Origin of the sequence: Halomonas sp. E19 (genome assembly GCF_052439355.1) — a bacterium.
Lineage (GTDB): Bacteria > Pseudomonadota > Gammaproteobacteria > Pseudomonadales > Halomonadaceae > Halomonas.
Map to the genome: position 1 here is coordinate 1 of NZ_JBNFWU010000003.1, position 12,742 is coordinate 12,742.

A 12,742-nucleotide genomic window follows, 5' to 3' on the forward strand; every position below is an offset into this window, starting at 1 on the left:
TCTAAGGCGAAGTCGCGTTATGATTACGCGTCCAATCAGTTTAAATAGGGTATGAATATGAAAACAGAATCAAGAATTTTTTCGGTTGAAGAATATATTCGCCCGTCTAACGGCGAACCAGTTCGTTCGGTGGTTCTGGAAACCAACGACTCTACCGTTGTTGTTTGGCATGCCCATCCTGGGCAAGAAATAGCCGCTCATGTCCATCCTCACGGCCAAGATACTTGGACGGTTATCTCAGGTGAGGCCGAGTATTATCAAGGTGACGGTATAGTCACTCGTCTTAAAGCTGGAGATATTGCTATAGCAAAACCTGGGCAAGTGCATGGTGCAATGAACTCTGGCCCCGTACCTCTCATATTTGTCTCAGTGGTTGCACCGGGCAATGCCGGTTTTGCGTTGTCTGAGAAATAGGCATTCACATATGAGTGCCAAAGTTGCTGCGTTCTAACCGGGCGAAAGGCGTCATGGGGGAGAGCTCCTCGGTTGTCACGCGACAGGGTAGATCTGTCGGCATGATCAGGCGTAGCCGCCGGCCTCGATGTGGTCGAGAAACCTCAGCACATCCTCGGCGCGGCCCCGGGCCACCAGATCCGCGGCCGTCCAGTTGCCGAGAGCCGCGATAGGGTACGACTGGTACCAGGCCCAGGCAGCAGCCCGGGAGCCGGCCCACGGCTCTATCTGGGTGAGGATCTTTGCCTCGCCCGTGCCATCGGTCATTGCCGAAGCTCCCTCACCTGGCGCTTGCGGCGCTCCAGGGACTCCAGGGCGCCGGCCAGGCGCCGTTTCAACAGGGCATTGTCCTCGGTGAGTTCGGTGATGCGTTGGTACGCTGGGGGAAGCTGCGCTGCAGCGTCGCGCCGCGCCTGTTCGGCGGCTGCCTCTCGCTGCCGGGCTTCCTGCTCCGCGCGTTCGGCGCGTTGCCGCTGGGCGGCCAGTGCCGCCTCGGCTTCGGCCCAGGCGATCTGTGCGGCCTCCTCGGCCTGGGCCGCTCGCGCCTCAGCCGTGGCGACACGTGCCAGGGCGTCGCGCTCCCGTACGTGCTCGCCGGCCCAGCCGCCGACCAGGAGCCCGACCAGGGCGGTCACGATGCCTGCAAGTCCATAGATCGGCCAGGCGGCGCGTAGCGCGGCCCAGCCGGTGATCGCGCTGTAGCTGTCGGTCATGTACGCCACGGCGTCCCAGCGTGACCAGGCCAGCCAGCCAATGCCGGCCAGGACGAGAATGATGACGAACAGCAGTCCAGTACGGGAAGGGGTCATCGCAGGTAGACCTCGGTGATCGACTCACGAAAATGCCCCATTTCTTGCGAGACAACCTCCAGGGCGTCGCGGTAGCTCAGCCCGGCTCGCTGCAGCTCGCCCATGCGCTCTTGCGCGTAGCTATGGCGCACGCCATGGGCGCCGTTCGACCAGCCCAGGGCGGCGTTACTGGCCTGGCTCCAGGAGTTCGACCAGCGCTGTCCGCCACCGATGTCATAGTGCGACTGATAATGGACCCCTCGGTCGTTGACGTGTCGTGGCTCCTCGAGGCGGGTCGCCTCCAGTCGCTCAGCCAGCTCGCGGGGGATCAAAACCTCCCGGCACAGTCCGCCCTTGCCGACCACGGTGTACCGTTCGCCTTCACGGACGGCGAATTTTTCGTCTCGCGCCGGGCGAGCGTCGGCCGGTTGCTCGGCTGCGGGGCGCAGGGTCAGTAGCTCATGGGCGCGCAGGCCGGCGGCATGGGCGATCTCGGTGGCGAGGCGGTTGGCGTCGTGCTGACGATCCGCCACGGCGGCCACCTGGGCGGGGGTGTAGCTGCGGCTCTCCAGGGCTTGTGTCAGCTCGCTGCGTACCACCGGCAAGCGCTCGCCCTGGGCGAGCTGATGGCTGACATGCTGCTGCATCAGCTGGATCGCCTGGCGCTCTTGGTCGAGCATTTTCTGGCCCACGGCTTCGCCGCGTTGCTCTAGGTACTCGCGGGCGCGTTCTGGCGTCAGGCTACGCAGGTCGCCGCCCTCGCGGCCGGCGCGGTGCTCGTCCTTGAGCCACTGAGCGACGTTGGTTAACGCCGCTTCGTAGTTACTGACGCTCCGTACCGACTCGACCACGCTGCCCTGCAGCTCGCGCATGATGTGGCCCGCTTGGCTAGCGGGCTTGGCCCAGAGCACCCATCAGCGGCCCCCTCGGCGGTCGGCCTGGCGCTGTTCGAGCGTGCGGCGCAACCAGCGGCTGACGGTGGAGTGGTGAACGGTGAGGCGACGCGGCGGCATCGAGAGCCAATCGCGCAGATCGGCGGGCGTGGCCCCTGGTCGTATAGGGCCAGCAGCTCAGCGGTGTAGGGATCGAGCTGCGAGCGGCCTCGCCAGTAAGGGCGCCGGCGTCGTAGGCGCTTCAGTTCGTGGACACGATCTGGCTCCGCGTCGGCGTCGAACCCCATCACAGCTCCATGGTGACTGTAAGAACAAGCCAGGCATTCATTGCCTGGTCGCCCGCATGACTGCGGACTACGACCCCGGTGTGTCCTGCCGTTAAGGCTCTGGTCGGACTCGGCGGGCCTGGTCTCCCGATGCCCCGGAGGGGCGATCCCTCGATGCTGATTGGGCTGCGGCATCGTTCGCAGGGTGCTGGCGGTGCTGCCAGCGCTGTGCCGCGCTGTGCGCGGGGACCGAATTGCGTCGCTGCTGCTCGGCGGACAGCATGTGCCCTGGGGCACACGTCGGTGACGGCAAACGCCCTCAGTCTAGCACGCAGCATGATGTGCGTGCATCTATATGCGCCATTAGCTGGAAAAGCCCATTCCGCCACGCTGGGGACGTCGCGAAAGCGATGTACCCAGCGTGGCGGAACCTGGCGCTCCGCGCCCCCGCCACTGCGCCCCACAGGGGCGCCCGGCGAGCCACAGCGAGCCGGCCAGGCTGCCGCGCAGCGGCAGCGCCGTCCCTTGGGCGGCCCCGCGCCGGCAGGCGCGAGCGGCGCTCAGCGCCGCCGTGCACGTCAGTGCACAGCGCCCCTGCTGGGGCGCCGGTCGAGCCACGGCGAGACCGTTTCGCTGTCGCGACGCGACGGCGACCTATCCTGGATGGCTGCGCCGAGCACAGCGAGGCGCTGCTGTCGCGACGCGACAGCAGATCGGGTCAGCGTCCCCTATGTAGGGGACTCAGGCGGGGGTATGGGGGCGCAGCCCCCATGCAGCGAGCGTAGCGAGCGGGGAACAATCCTGGCCCGCTAGCGGCGCGGAGAGCGCCGCTGTGTCGCTTGGCGATCGCGGTGGCGGGCCCACAGCAGCCCACTGCCGAACAGCAGACAGGCGGCAGCCAGGATGCCAAGCGGCAGTAGGACCTCGGGGGCCATCAGGCAACCGCTCTCCGGCGACGTGTCTGATCGCCACGTCCGGCGAGCAGGCCTTCCACGGAGATATCCTCGTCCAGGGCATCCCAGTGGATGCCGCGCGCGCTGAGCTCATAGTCAGCGAGCTGCTCCGCTGTCGCGTTGAGCAAGCGCGGGTACCAGGCCAGCGGCACGCCGAGCGTGCGGCCGTCGCTGAGCTCAACCCAGAAGCTGTCGGCGTCGAAGGTGACGTTCTTGGGCGAAGTGCTCATGCCAGGCCCTCTCCAGTTGATCGCGGTGGGTAGCCACCAGGGTAGAAACTTTGCGCAGCGTCTTCGCATCGAACCCATCGTTGCGGGCAAGCTGCACGTCGGAGGTCAGCCAGAACTTGGCTTCCAGCCCTGCCTTGAACACGTGGATATGGGGCGGTTCGCGGGGGTCGCCTTCATCTGAGTAGAAGAAGAACTTGAAGCCGTCCAGGCGCAGTACCGTGGGCATCACGCTTGCCTCCTGCGAGCCTCGTCCAGCAGCCGCAAGGCGGCATCCTCATAGCCTTCGCCGGGCTGCGCCTGCGCCTCGATCACCGCCCGGGGAATGCCATACAGCGCCCCTTTCGCGTCGCCCTTTGTAGACTTGGGCTTACGCCGCTTGTCGGCAATCTCGCCGTTCTGACGGGGCTTCTCGCCGAAGGTGAACACCAGGTGCGACACACGTCGCCCGGTCTTACGCTGATCCCACTTCACCCACAGCGGCGAGTGCTCGTTGATCTGCTCGATGGCAGGCTGAATGACCCAGCGCTTGAAATCCTTGATAGCGGGATACTTGCCCTCCAGCTGGAACGCCTCACGCAGCCACTCGATGGATACCTCACGCTGGCCGGCGTCGCGCCACTGGCACAGCAGCTCGTAGAGCCGGATGGCGTGAGCGCTGTCCATGCGGGCCACGTCGGTCAGGGCGTAGCGGGTGAACTGCTCGGTGAGCTGGGAGAGGTAGGGCACCATGGGCTGGCTGAAGCGAAGCGCTATCGTGCCCTGGTCCTTCTGGTAGACCACTTCCTGCACCCAGCGCGTAAGCCTGATCTTGGCCCCACCCTGGCCGTTGGGGGCTTCATGCAGCGTCACCTCCCGGCGGAACAGGCGTTCAGCTGCTGCCTTGAGGTTCTGGTAAGCCGTCCCTAGCTGGGTACCGGTCATGTCGGCGATCTGCTGGGCGCTGACCGTGTAGAGCCGCTGGTCTGTCAACGGCTCGTCCCGCCGCACCTGGGCGATACACCCCAGGATAATGCGCTGTTCGTAGACGCTCAGTCGGTAGGACGCTTCAATCAAGGCGTTGCTCTTGTAGACCAGGCCAGAATCCATAACCCTTCCTATGGGGAGTGATTTTTATAACTCCCTTAATACCATCAATCCCTCCCCCTTACAACCATCAATCCCTCCCCTTTTGACCATCAATCCCTCCCCTCTTGACCATCAATCCCTCCCCTTTTAACGCTATTCCTCCTTTTATTTCATATGCTTACAGAGCCTAAAAGGGGAAAAGGGGAAAAGGACATAAAAGAGCGCATCCGCGCTCGCCTGCCCTCCGGGCTCGTTCCTCGCCCTCCGCCCCCGCTTCGCGGGCCTGATGAGGTGGCGCCTACGGCGCCCCTGACGGGCGCTTTCGAGCCGCTACGCGGCTGCGCGCCCTGGAGGTGGGCGGCTACGCCGCGAAAGGCCGTGCAGGTCCGCAGCAACCCCTGTTCGGCAGGGCGGTGGGCTTCGCCCACCAAACCCCGTTACCGGGGCGCAAGCGCCCTGCATCCGCTTCGCGGATCTCATTCGAGCGGCAGCGAGGGCTGATCGTCTCCTCGTTGCCGCTTCTGGCTCTCCAGCGCGTCCAGGCGGGCCGCTAGGGCCTCGGCTCGGGTCTCGGCCTTGGTGCGGCCCTGCGCAGCCTCCTGGGCCGCCTGACGGGCTTCCTGGGCCTGTTGCTCCAGGGCAGCCAGGCGTTCCCGGTACTCGTCGCGCTGTTCGGCCAGGGCCTGGCGGTGCCCCTGGGCGTCCTTCTGGCGAGCTTGCCGCTCCTCCTGGAGCGCCTTGGCACGCTCCTCGGCCTGCTGCTGAGCGGCCTCGGTGCGGGTCTCGGCCACGGCCAGGGCGCGCTCGGCCTCGATGCGGGCCTGATCGGTCTGCTTGGCCTCGCGCTGTGCCGCGATGCGCGCCTCTCGCTCCTCATTCCGCTGCTCCTCGAGGGTCTGGCAGCGGTTGCGGGCCTCGGCCAGCTGCTGCCGGGCGTCGTCGCGCTGGGTCTCCAGCTCCCGCACCCGCTCGCGGAACTCGGCCAGGGCGCTGCGTGCCTCGTCGCGTTCGCCGGTGACGCGATCGCGCTCGCGCTCCAGGGCCTCCACCCGGCCGCTCAACTCCTCGACCTGCTCCTCCAGCTGCTCGCCGGTGGCGGCCAGCTCGTCGGCGGTGTGCTGCGCCTCCAGGGCGTTCTCCTCGGCCTCGGCGCGTGCCGCGGCGGCCTGGCGTTCCAGCTCCTCGGCCAGGGCCGCGGTCAGTTCGTCGGGCAGGCGGGCGGCGCGGCGCTCGGCCGGCGCCTGGGTGGCCCGCCAGGACTTGAGGTGGCGATGGATCGTATTGGGGCTGCCCGTGCCCAGCTGCTCACGGATGTGCTGGATGGAAGGCTTCTCGCCCTGTCCCACCAGGGCGTCGGCGACGGTGGCGACCTGCTCGTAGGTGATCCCGGTGCGTGCCATATCGTATCCCTCTCGGCTGTATAGTATAACGTATTTAATATTATATTTTATACGATACGAAATACAATACAAAATACAGATATGCTATGAAATTTCCCGGCAGCGAGGCGTGTTGGCGGTGTCCAGGCACACAAACCCCGCCGTAGCGGGGTTTGTGTGTCGGGCGACTCGCCTGGTGAGGGAGAGGGTCGGCGTCAGGGCGTCATGCGCGCGGGACAGGCGACGCTGGTGGGTCTGGTGGGCGTTGCGCGCGATCTGCACGTAGGTGAACAGGCTCACGCTGGCCATGAGCACGGCGAAGGCGGCGATCATCCAGTTGTTGAAACTCTAAGGCGAAGTCGCGTTATGATTACGCGTCCAATCAGTTTAAATAGGGTATGAATATGAAAACAGAATCAAGAATTTTTTCGGTTGAAGAATATATTCGCCCGTCTAACGGCGAACCAGTTCGTTCGGTGGTTCTGGAAACCAACGACTCTACCGTTGTTGTTTGGCATGCCCATCCTGGGCAAGAAATAGCCGCTCATGTCCATCCTCACGGCCAAGATACTTGGACGGTTATCTCAGGTGAGGCCGAGTATTATCAAGGTGACGGTATAGTCACTCGTCTTAAAGCTGGAGATATTGCTATAGCAAAACCTGGGCAAGTGCATGGTGCAATGAACTCTGGCCCCGTACCTCTCATATTTGTCTCAGTGGTTGCACCGGGCAATGCCGGTTTTGCGTTGTCTGAGAAATAGGCATTCACATATGAGTGCCAAAGTTGCTGCGTTCTAACCGGGCGAAAGGCGTCATGGGGGAGAGCTCCTCGGTTGTCACGCGACAGGGTAGATCTGTCGGCATGATCAGGCGTAGCCGCCGGCCTCGATGTGGTCGAGAAACCTCAGCACATCCTCGGCGCGGCCCCGGGCCACCAGATCCGCGGCCGTCCAGTTGCCGAGAGCCGCGATAGGGTACGACTGGTACCAGGCCCAGGCAGCAGCCCGGGAGCCGGCCCACGGCTCTATCTGGGTGAGGATCTTTGCCTCGCCCGTGCCATCGGTCATTGCCGAAGCTCCCTCACCTGGCGCTTGCGGCGCTCCAGGGACTCCAGGGCGCCGGCCAGGCGCCGTTTCAACAGGGCATTGTCCTCGGTGAGTTCGGTGATGCGTTGGTACGCTGGGGGAAGCTGCGCTGCAGCGTCGCGCCGCGCCTGTTCGGCGGCTGCCTCTCGCTGCCGGGCTTCCTGCTCCGCGCGTTCGGCGCGTTGCCGCTGGGCGGCCAGTGCCGCCTCGGCTTCGGCCCAGGCGATCTGTGCGGCCTCCTCGGCCTGGGCCGCTCGCGCCTCAGCCGTGGCGACACGTGCCAGGGCGTCGCGCTCCCGTACGTGCTCGCCGGCCCAGCCGCCGACCAGGAGCCCGACCAGGGCGGTCACGATGCCTGCAAGTCCATAGATCGGCCAGGCGGCGCGTAGCGCGGCCCAGCCGGTGATCGCGCTGTAGCTGTCGGTCATGTACGCCACGGCGTCCCAGCGTGACCAGGCCAGCCAGCCAATGCCGGCCAGGACGAGAATGATGACGAACAGCAGTCCAGTACGGGAAGGGGTCATCGCAGGTAGACCTCGGTGATCGACTCACGAAAATGCCCCATTTCTTGCGAGACAACCTCCAGGGCGTCGCGGTAGCTCAGCCCGGCTCGCTGCAGCTCGCCCATGCGCTCTTGCGCGTAGCTATGGCGCACGCCATGGGCGCCGTTCGACCAGCCCAGGGCGGCGTTACTGGCCTGGCTCCAGGAGTTCGACCAGCGCTGTCCGCCACCGATGTCATAGTGCGACTGATAATGGACCCCTCGGTCGTTGACGTGTCGTGGCTCCTCGAGGCGGGTCGCCTCCAGTCGCTCAGCCAGCTCGCGGGGGATCAAAACCTCCCGGCACAGTCCGCCCTTGCCGACCACGGTGTACCGTTCGCCTTCACGGACGGCGAATTTTTCGTCTCGCGCCGGGCGAGCGTCGGCCGGTTGCTCGGCTGCGGGGCGCAGGGTCAGTAGCTCATGGGCGCGCAGGCCGGCGGCATGGGCGATCTCGGTGGCGAGGCGGTTGGCGTCGTGCTGACGATCCGCCACGGCGGCCACCTGGGCGGGGGTGTAGCTGCGGCTCTCCAGGGCTTGTGTCAGCTCGCTGCGTACCACCGGCAAGCGCTCGCCCTGGGCGAGCTGATGGCTGACATGCTGCTGCATCAGCTGGATCGCCTGGCGCTCTTGGTCGAGCATTTTCTGGCCCACGGCTTCGCCGCGTTGCTCTAGGTACTCGCGGGCGCGTTCTGGCGTCAGGCTACGCAGGTCGCCGCCCTCGCGGCCGGCGCGGTGCTCGTCCTTGAGCCACTGAGCGACGTTGGTTAACGCCGCTTCGTAGTTACTGACGCTCCGTACCGACTCGACCACGCTGCCCTGCAGCTCGCGCATGATGTGGCCCGCTTGGCTAGCGGGCTTGGCCCAGAGCACCCATCAGCGGCCCCCTCGGCGGTCGGCCTGGCGCTGTTCGAGCGTGCGGCGCAACCAGCGGCTGACGGTGGAGTGGTGAACGGTGAGGCGACGCGGCGGCATCGAGAGCCAATCGCGCAGATCGGCGGGCGTGGCCCCTGGTCGTATAGGGCCAGCAGCTCAGCGGTGTAGGGATCGAGCTGCGAGCGGCCTCGCCAGTAAGGGCGCCGGCGTCGTAGGCGCTTCAGTTCGTGGACACGATCTGGCTCCGCGTCGGCGTCGAACCCCATCACAGCTCCATGGTGACTGTAAGAACAAGCCAGGCATTCATTGCCTGGTCGCCCGCATGACTGCGGACTACGACCCCGGTGTGTCCTGCCGTTAAGGCTCTGGTCGGACTCGGCGGGCCTGGTCTCCCGATGCCCCGGAGGGGCGATCCCTCGATGCTGATTGGGCTGCGGCATCGTTCGCAGGGTGCTGGCGGTGCTGCCAGCGCTGTGCCGCGCTGTGCGCGGGGACCGAATTGCGTCGCTGCTGCTCGGCGGACAGCATGTGCCCTGGGGCACACGTCGGTGACGGCAAACGCCCTCAGTCTAGCACGCAGCATGATGTGCGTGCATCTATATGCGCCATTAGCTGGAAAAGCCCATTCCGCCACGCTGGGGACGTCGCGAAAGCGATGTACCCAGCGTGGCGGAACTGGGCGCTCCGCGCCCCCGCCACTGCGCCCCACAGGGGCGCCCGGCGAGCCACAGCGAGCCGGCCAGGCTGCCGCGCAGCGGCAGCGCCGTCCCTTGGGCGGCCCCGCGCCGGCAGGCGCGAGCGGCGCTCAGCGCCGCCGTGCACGTCAGTGCACAGCGCCCCTGCTGGGGCGCCGGTCGAGCCACGGCGAGACCGTTTCGCTGTCGCGACGCGACGGCGACCTATCCTGGATGGCTGCGCCGAGCACAGCGAGGCGCTGCTGTCGCGACGCGACAGCAGATCGGGTCAGCGTCCCCTATGTAGGGGACTCAGGCGGGGGTATGGGGGCGCAACCCCCATGCAGCGAGCGTAGCGAGCGGGGAACAATCCTGGCCCGCTAGCGGCGCGGAGAGCGCCGCTGTGTCGCTTGGCGATCGCGGTGGCGGGCCCACAGCAGCCCACTGCCGAACAGCAGACAGGCGGCAGCCAGGATGCCAAGCGGCAGTAGGACCTCGGGGGCCATCAGGCAACCGCTCTCCGGCGACGTGTCTGATCGCCACGTCCGGCGAGCAGGCCTTCCACGGAGATATCCTCGTCCAGGGCATCCCAGTGGATGCCGCGCGCGCTGAGCTCATAGTCAGCGAGCTGCTCCGCTGTCGCGTTGAGCAAGCGCGGGTACCAGGCCAGCGGCACGCCGAGCGTGCGGCCGTCGCTGAGCTCAACCCAGAAGCTGTCGGCGTCGAAGGTGACGTTCTTAGGCGAAGTGCTCATGCCAGGCCCTCTCCAGTTGATCGCGGTGGGTAGCCACCAGGGTAGAAACTTTGCGCAGCGTCTTCGCATCGAACCCATCGTTGCGGGCAAGCTGCACGTCGGAGGTCAGCCAGAACTTGGCTTCCAGCCCTGCCTTGAACACGTGGATATGGGGCGGTTCGCGGGGGTCGCCTTCATCTGAGTAGAAGAAGAACTTGAAGCCGTCCAGGCGCAGTACCGTGGGCATCACGCTTGCCTCCTGCGAGCCTCGTCCAGCAGCCGCAAGGCGGCATCCTCATAGCCTTCGCCGGGCTGCGCCTGCGCCTCGATCACCGCCCGGGGAATGCCATACAGCGCCCCTTTCGCGTCGCCCTTTGTAGACTTGGGCTTACGCCGCTTGTCGGCAATCTCGCCGTTCTGACGGGGCTTCTCGCCGAAGGTGAACACCAGGTGCGACACACGTCGCCCGGTCTTACGCTGATCCCACTTCACCCACAGCGGCGAGTGCTCGTTGATCTGCTCGATGGCAGGCTGAATGACCCAGCGCTTGAAATCCTTGATAGCGGGATACTTGCCCTCCAGCTGGAACGCCTCACGCAGCCACTCGATGGATACCTCACGCTGGCCGGCGTCGCGCCACTGGCACAGCAGCTCGTAGAGCCGGATGGCGTGAGCGCTGTCCATGCGGGCCACGTCGGTCAGGGCGTAGCGGGTGAACTGCTCGGTGAGCTGGGAGAGGTAGGGCACCATGGGCTGGCTGAAGCGAAGCGCTATCGTGCCCTGGTCCTTCTGGTAGACCACTTCCTGCACCCAGCGCGTAAGCCTGATCTTGGCCCCACCCTGGCCGTTGGGGGCTTCATGCAGCGTCACCTCCCGGCGGAACAGGCGTTCAGCTGCTGCCTTGAGGTTCTGGTAAGCCGTCCCTAGCTGGGTACCGGTCATGTCGGCGATCTGCTGGGCGCTGACCGTGTAGAGCCGCTGGTCTGTCAACGGCTCGTCCCGCCGCACCTGGGCGATACACCCCAGGATAATGCGCTGTTCGTAGACGCTCAGTCGGTAGGACGCTTCAATCAAGGCGTTGCTCTTGTAGACCAGGCCAGAATCCATAACCCTTCCTATGGGGAGTGATTTTTATAACTCCCTTAATACCATCAATCCCTCCCCCTTACAACCATCAATCCCTCCCCTTTTGACCATCAATCCCTCCCCTCTTGACCATCAATCCCTCCCCTTTTAACGCTATTCCTCCTTTTATTTCATATGCTTACAGAGCCTAAAAGGGGAAAAGGGGAAAAGGACATAAAAGAGCGCATCCGCGCTCGCCTGCCCTCCGGGCTCGTTCCTCGCCCTCCGCCCCCGCTTCGCGGGCCTGATGAGGTGGCGCCTACGGCGCCCCTGACGGGCGCTTTCGAGCCGCTACGCGGCTGCGCGCCCTGGAGGTGGGCGGCTACGCCGCGAAAGGCCGTGCAGGTCCGCAGCAACCCCTGTTCGGCAGGGCGGTGGGCTTCGCCCACCAAACCCCGTTACCGGGGCGCAAGCGCCCTGCATCCGCTTCGCGGATCTCATTCGAGCGGCAGCGAGGGCTGATCGTCTCCTCGTTGCCGCTTCTGGCTCTCCAGCGCGTCCAGGCGGGCCGCTAGGGCCTCGGCTCGGGTCTCGGCCTTGGTGCGGCCCTGCGCAGCCTCCTGGGCCGCCTGACGGGCTTCCTGGGCCTGTTGCTCCAGGGCAGCCAGGCGTTCCCGGTACTCGTCGCGCTGTTCGGCCAGGGCCTGGCGGTGCCCCTGGGCGTCCTTCTGGCGAGCTTGCCGCTCCTCCTGGAGCGCCTTGGCACGCTCCTCGGCCTGCTGCTGAGCGGCCTCGGTGCGGGTCTCGGCCACGGCCAGGGCGCGCTCGGCCTCGATGCGGGCCTGATCGGTCTGCTTGGCCTCGCGCTGTGCCGCGATGCGCGCCTCTCGCTCCTCATTCCGCTGCTCCTCGAGGGTCTGGCAGCGGTTGCGGGCCTCGGCCAGCTGCTGCCGGGCGTCGTCGCGCTGGGTCTCCAGCTCCCGCACCCGCTCGCGGAACTCGGCCAGGGCGCTGCGTGCCTCGTCGCGTTCGCCGGTGACGCGATCGCGCTCGCGCTCCAGGGCCTCCACCCGGCCGCTCAACTCCTCGACCTGCTCCTCCAGCTGCTCGCCGGTGGCGGCCAGCTCGTCGGCGGTGTGCTGCGCCTCCAGGGCGTTCTCCTCGGCCTCGGCGCGTGCCGCGGCGGCCTGGCGTTCCAGCTCCTCGGCCAGGGCCGCGGTCAGTTCGTCGGGCAGGCGGGCGGCGCGGCGCTCGGCCGGCGCCTGGGTGGCCCGCCAGGACTTGAGGTGGCGATGGATCGTATTGGGGCTGCCCGTGCCCAGCTGCTCACGGATGTGCTGGATGGAAGGCTTCTCGCCCTGTCCCACCAGGGCGTCGGCGACGGTGGCGACCTGCTCGTAGGTGATCCCGGTGCGTGCCATATCGTATCCCTCTCGGCTGTATAGTATAACGTATTTAATATTATATTTTATACGATACGAAATACAATACAAAATACAGATATGCTATGAAATTTCCCGGCAGCGAGGCGTGTTGGCGGTGTCCAGGCACACAAACCCCGCCGTAGCGGGGTTTGTGTGTCGGGCGACTCGCCTGGTGAGGGAGAGGGTCGGCGTCAGGGCGTCATGCGCGCGGGACAGGCGACGCTGGTGGGTCTGGTGGGCGTTGCGCGCGATCTGCACGTAGGTGAACAGGCTCACGCTGGCCATGAGCACGGCGAAGGCGGCGATCATCCAGTTGT

22 protein-coding genes are annotated in these 12,742 nt (G+C 65.8%); 2 read left to right on the forward strand and 20 right to left on the reverse strand.

Features of this window, described 5'->3' with window-relative positions:
• Window positions 1-51: 51 nt before the first annotated feature.
• Entirely contained in the window at window positions 52-414 is a 363-nt protein-coding gene (locus tag ACUDAL_RS20635; protein WP_444679714.1) for a cupin domain-containing protein, read from the forward strand.
• A gap of 105 nt (window positions 415-519) precedes the next feature.
• Here ACUDAL_RS20635 and ACUDAL_RS20640 read toward each other — a convergent pair whose 3' ends face one another.
• From ACUDAL_RS20640 to ACUDAL_RS20685, 10 genes are all read right to left on the reverse strand, one after another.
• Window positions 520-720, reverse strand: coding sequence for a hypothetical protein (locus tag ACUDAL_RS20640; RefSeq protein ID WP_444679715.1), 201 nt, complete (start codon window positions 718-720; stop codon window positions 520-522).
• Window positions 717-1,262: a hypothetical protein gene (locus ACUDAL_RS20645; RefSeq protein WP_444679716.1), complete on the reverse strand. Its 546-nt coding sequence runs from the start codon at window positions 1,260-1,262 to the stop codon at window positions 717-719. Before ACUDAL_RS20645 ends, ACUDAL_RS20640 begins: the two co-directional genes overlap by 4 nt.
• Entirely contained in the window at window positions 1,259-2,113 is an 855-nt protein-coding gene (locus ACUDAL_RS20650) for a hypothetical protein (protein ID WP_444679717.1), read from the reverse strand. Before ACUDAL_RS20650 ends, ACUDAL_RS20645 begins: the two co-directional genes overlap by 4 nt.
• A 650-nt stretch (window positions 2,114-2,763) precedes the next feature.
• Window positions 2,764-3,018 carry a hypothetical protein gene (locus tag ACUDAL_RS20655; RefSeq protein WP_444679718.1) on the reverse strand — a complete coding sequence of 85 codons (255 nt, stop codon included), beginning with the start codon at window positions 3,016-3,018 and terminating at the stop codon, window positions 2,764-2,766.
• A gap of 191 nt (window positions 3,019-3,209) precedes the next feature.
• On the reverse strand, window positions 3,210-3,335 hold the full coding sequence (locus tag ACUDAL_RS20660) for a hypothetical protein (protein WP_444679719.1): 126 nt from the start codon (window positions 3,333-3,335) through the stop codon (window positions 3,210-3,212).
• Complete coding sequence (locus tag ACUDAL_RS20665) at window positions 3,335-3,583, reverse strand: DUF2442 domain-containing protein (protein WP_232913562.1); 249 nt, start codon at window positions 3,581-3,583, stop codon at window positions 3,335-3,337. The genes ACUDAL_RS20660 and ACUDAL_RS20665 overlap by 1 nt, the downstream gene beginning before the upstream one ends.
• Window positions 3,531-3,809 (reverse strand): DUF4160 domain-containing protein, encoded by a 279-nt coding sequence (locus ACUDAL_RS20670; protein ID WP_444679720.1) that lies wholly within the window; start codon window positions 3,807-3,809, stop codon window positions 3,531-3,533. The genes ACUDAL_RS20665 and ACUDAL_RS20670 overlap by 53 nt, the downstream gene beginning before the upstream one ends.
• The gene (locus tag ACUDAL_RS20675) at window positions 3,809-4,669 is read right to left on the reverse strand and encodes a replication initiation protein (RefSeq protein ID WP_444679721.1); all 861 of its coding nucleotides are present in this window, start codon (window positions 4,667-4,669) and stop codon (window positions 3,809-3,811) included. Before ACUDAL_RS20675 ends, ACUDAL_RS20670 begins: the two co-directional genes overlap by 1 nt.
• 455 nt (window positions 4,670-5,124) lie before the next feature.
• Complete coding sequence (locus ACUDAL_RS20680) at window positions 5,125-6,048, reverse strand: DNA-binding protein (protein WP_444679722.1); 924 nt, start codon at window positions 6,046-6,048, stop codon at window positions 5,125-5,127.
• Between the two features lie 84 nt (window positions 6,049-6,132).
• On the reverse strand, window positions 6,133-6,360 hold the full coding sequence (locus ACUDAL_RS20685) for a hypothetical protein (RefSeq protein ID WP_444679723.1): 228 nt from the start codon (window positions 6,358-6,360) through the stop codon (window positions 6,133-6,135).
• Between the two features lie 65 nt (window positions 6,361-6,425).
• On the opposite strand from ACUDAL_RS20685, the gene ACUDAL_RS20690 reads away from it, so the two are divergent.
• Window positions 6,426-6,788: a cupin domain-containing protein gene (locus tag ACUDAL_RS20690; protein WP_444679714.1), complete on the forward strand. Its 363-nt coding sequence runs from the start codon at window positions 6,426-6,428 to the stop codon at window positions 6,786-6,788.
• Between the two features lie 105 nt (window positions 6,789-6,893).
• Here ACUDAL_RS20690 and ACUDAL_RS20695 read toward each other — a convergent pair whose 3' ends face one another.
• The 10 genes from ACUDAL_RS20695 to ACUDAL_RS20740 all read right to left on the reverse strand — a co-directional run.
• The gene (locus tag ACUDAL_RS20695) at window positions 6,894-7,094 is read right to left on the reverse strand and encodes a hypothetical protein (protein ID WP_444679715.1); all 201 of its coding nucleotides are present in this window, start codon (window positions 7,092-7,094) and stop codon (window positions 6,894-6,896) included.
• Window positions 7,091-7,636 (reverse strand): hypothetical protein, encoded by a 546-nt coding sequence (locus ACUDAL_RS20700; RefSeq protein WP_444679716.1) that lies wholly within the window; start codon window positions 7,634-7,636, stop codon window positions 7,091-7,093. The genes ACUDAL_RS20695 and ACUDAL_RS20700 overlap by 4 nt, the downstream gene beginning before the upstream one ends.
• On the reverse strand, window positions 7,633-8,487 hold the full coding sequence (locus ACUDAL_RS20705) for a hypothetical protein (RefSeq protein WP_444679717.1): 855 nt from the start codon (window positions 8,485-8,487) through the stop codon (window positions 7,633-7,635). Before ACUDAL_RS20705 ends, ACUDAL_RS20700 begins: the two co-directional genes overlap by 4 nt.
• 650 nt (window positions 8,488-9,137) lie before the next feature.
• Window positions 9,138-9,392: a hypothetical protein gene (locus ACUDAL_RS20710; protein WP_444679724.1), complete on the reverse strand. Its 255-nt coding sequence runs from the start codon at window positions 9,390-9,392 to the stop codon at window positions 9,138-9,140.
• Window positions 9,393-9,583: 191 nt separating this feature from the next.
• Window positions 9,584-9,709 (reverse strand): hypothetical protein, encoded by a 126-nt coding sequence (locus ACUDAL_RS20715; protein ID WP_444679719.1) that lies wholly within the window; start codon window positions 9,707-9,709, stop codon window positions 9,584-9,586.
• Window positions 9,709-9,957, reverse strand: a complete 249-nt coding sequence (locus tag ACUDAL_RS20720) for a DUF2442 domain-containing protein (protein ID WP_232913562.1) — start codon at window positions 9,955-9,957, stop codon at window positions 9,709-9,711. The genes ACUDAL_RS20715 and ACUDAL_RS20720 overlap by 1 nt, the downstream gene beginning before the upstream one ends.
• Window positions 9,941-10,183: a DUF4160 domain-containing protein gene (locus ACUDAL_RS20725; RefSeq protein ID WP_444679725.1), complete on the reverse strand. Its 243-nt coding sequence runs from the start codon at window positions 10,181-10,183 to the stop codon at window positions 9,941-9,943. The genes ACUDAL_RS20720 and ACUDAL_RS20725 overlap by 17 nt, the downstream gene beginning before the upstream one ends.
• Window positions 10,183-11,043 carry a replication initiation protein gene (locus ACUDAL_RS20730; protein ID WP_444679721.1) on the reverse strand — a complete coding sequence of 287 codons (861 nt, stop codon included), beginning with the start codon at window positions 11,041-11,043 and terminating at the stop codon, window positions 10,183-10,185. The genes ACUDAL_RS20725 and ACUDAL_RS20730 overlap by 1 nt, the downstream gene beginning before the upstream one ends.
• A gap of 455 nt (window positions 11,044-11,498) precedes the next feature.
• The gene (locus ACUDAL_RS20735) at window positions 11,499-12,422 is read right to left on the reverse strand and encodes a DNA-binding protein (protein WP_444679722.1); all 924 of its coding nucleotides are present in this window, start codon (window positions 12,420-12,422) and stop codon (window positions 11,499-11,501) included.
• 84 nt (window positions 12,423-12,506) lie between these two features.
• Window positions 12,507-12,742, reverse strand: a 236-nt coding sequence (locus ACUDAL_RS20740) for a hypothetical protein (protein WP_444679726.1), incomplete at its 5' end; no start/stop codon positions are given.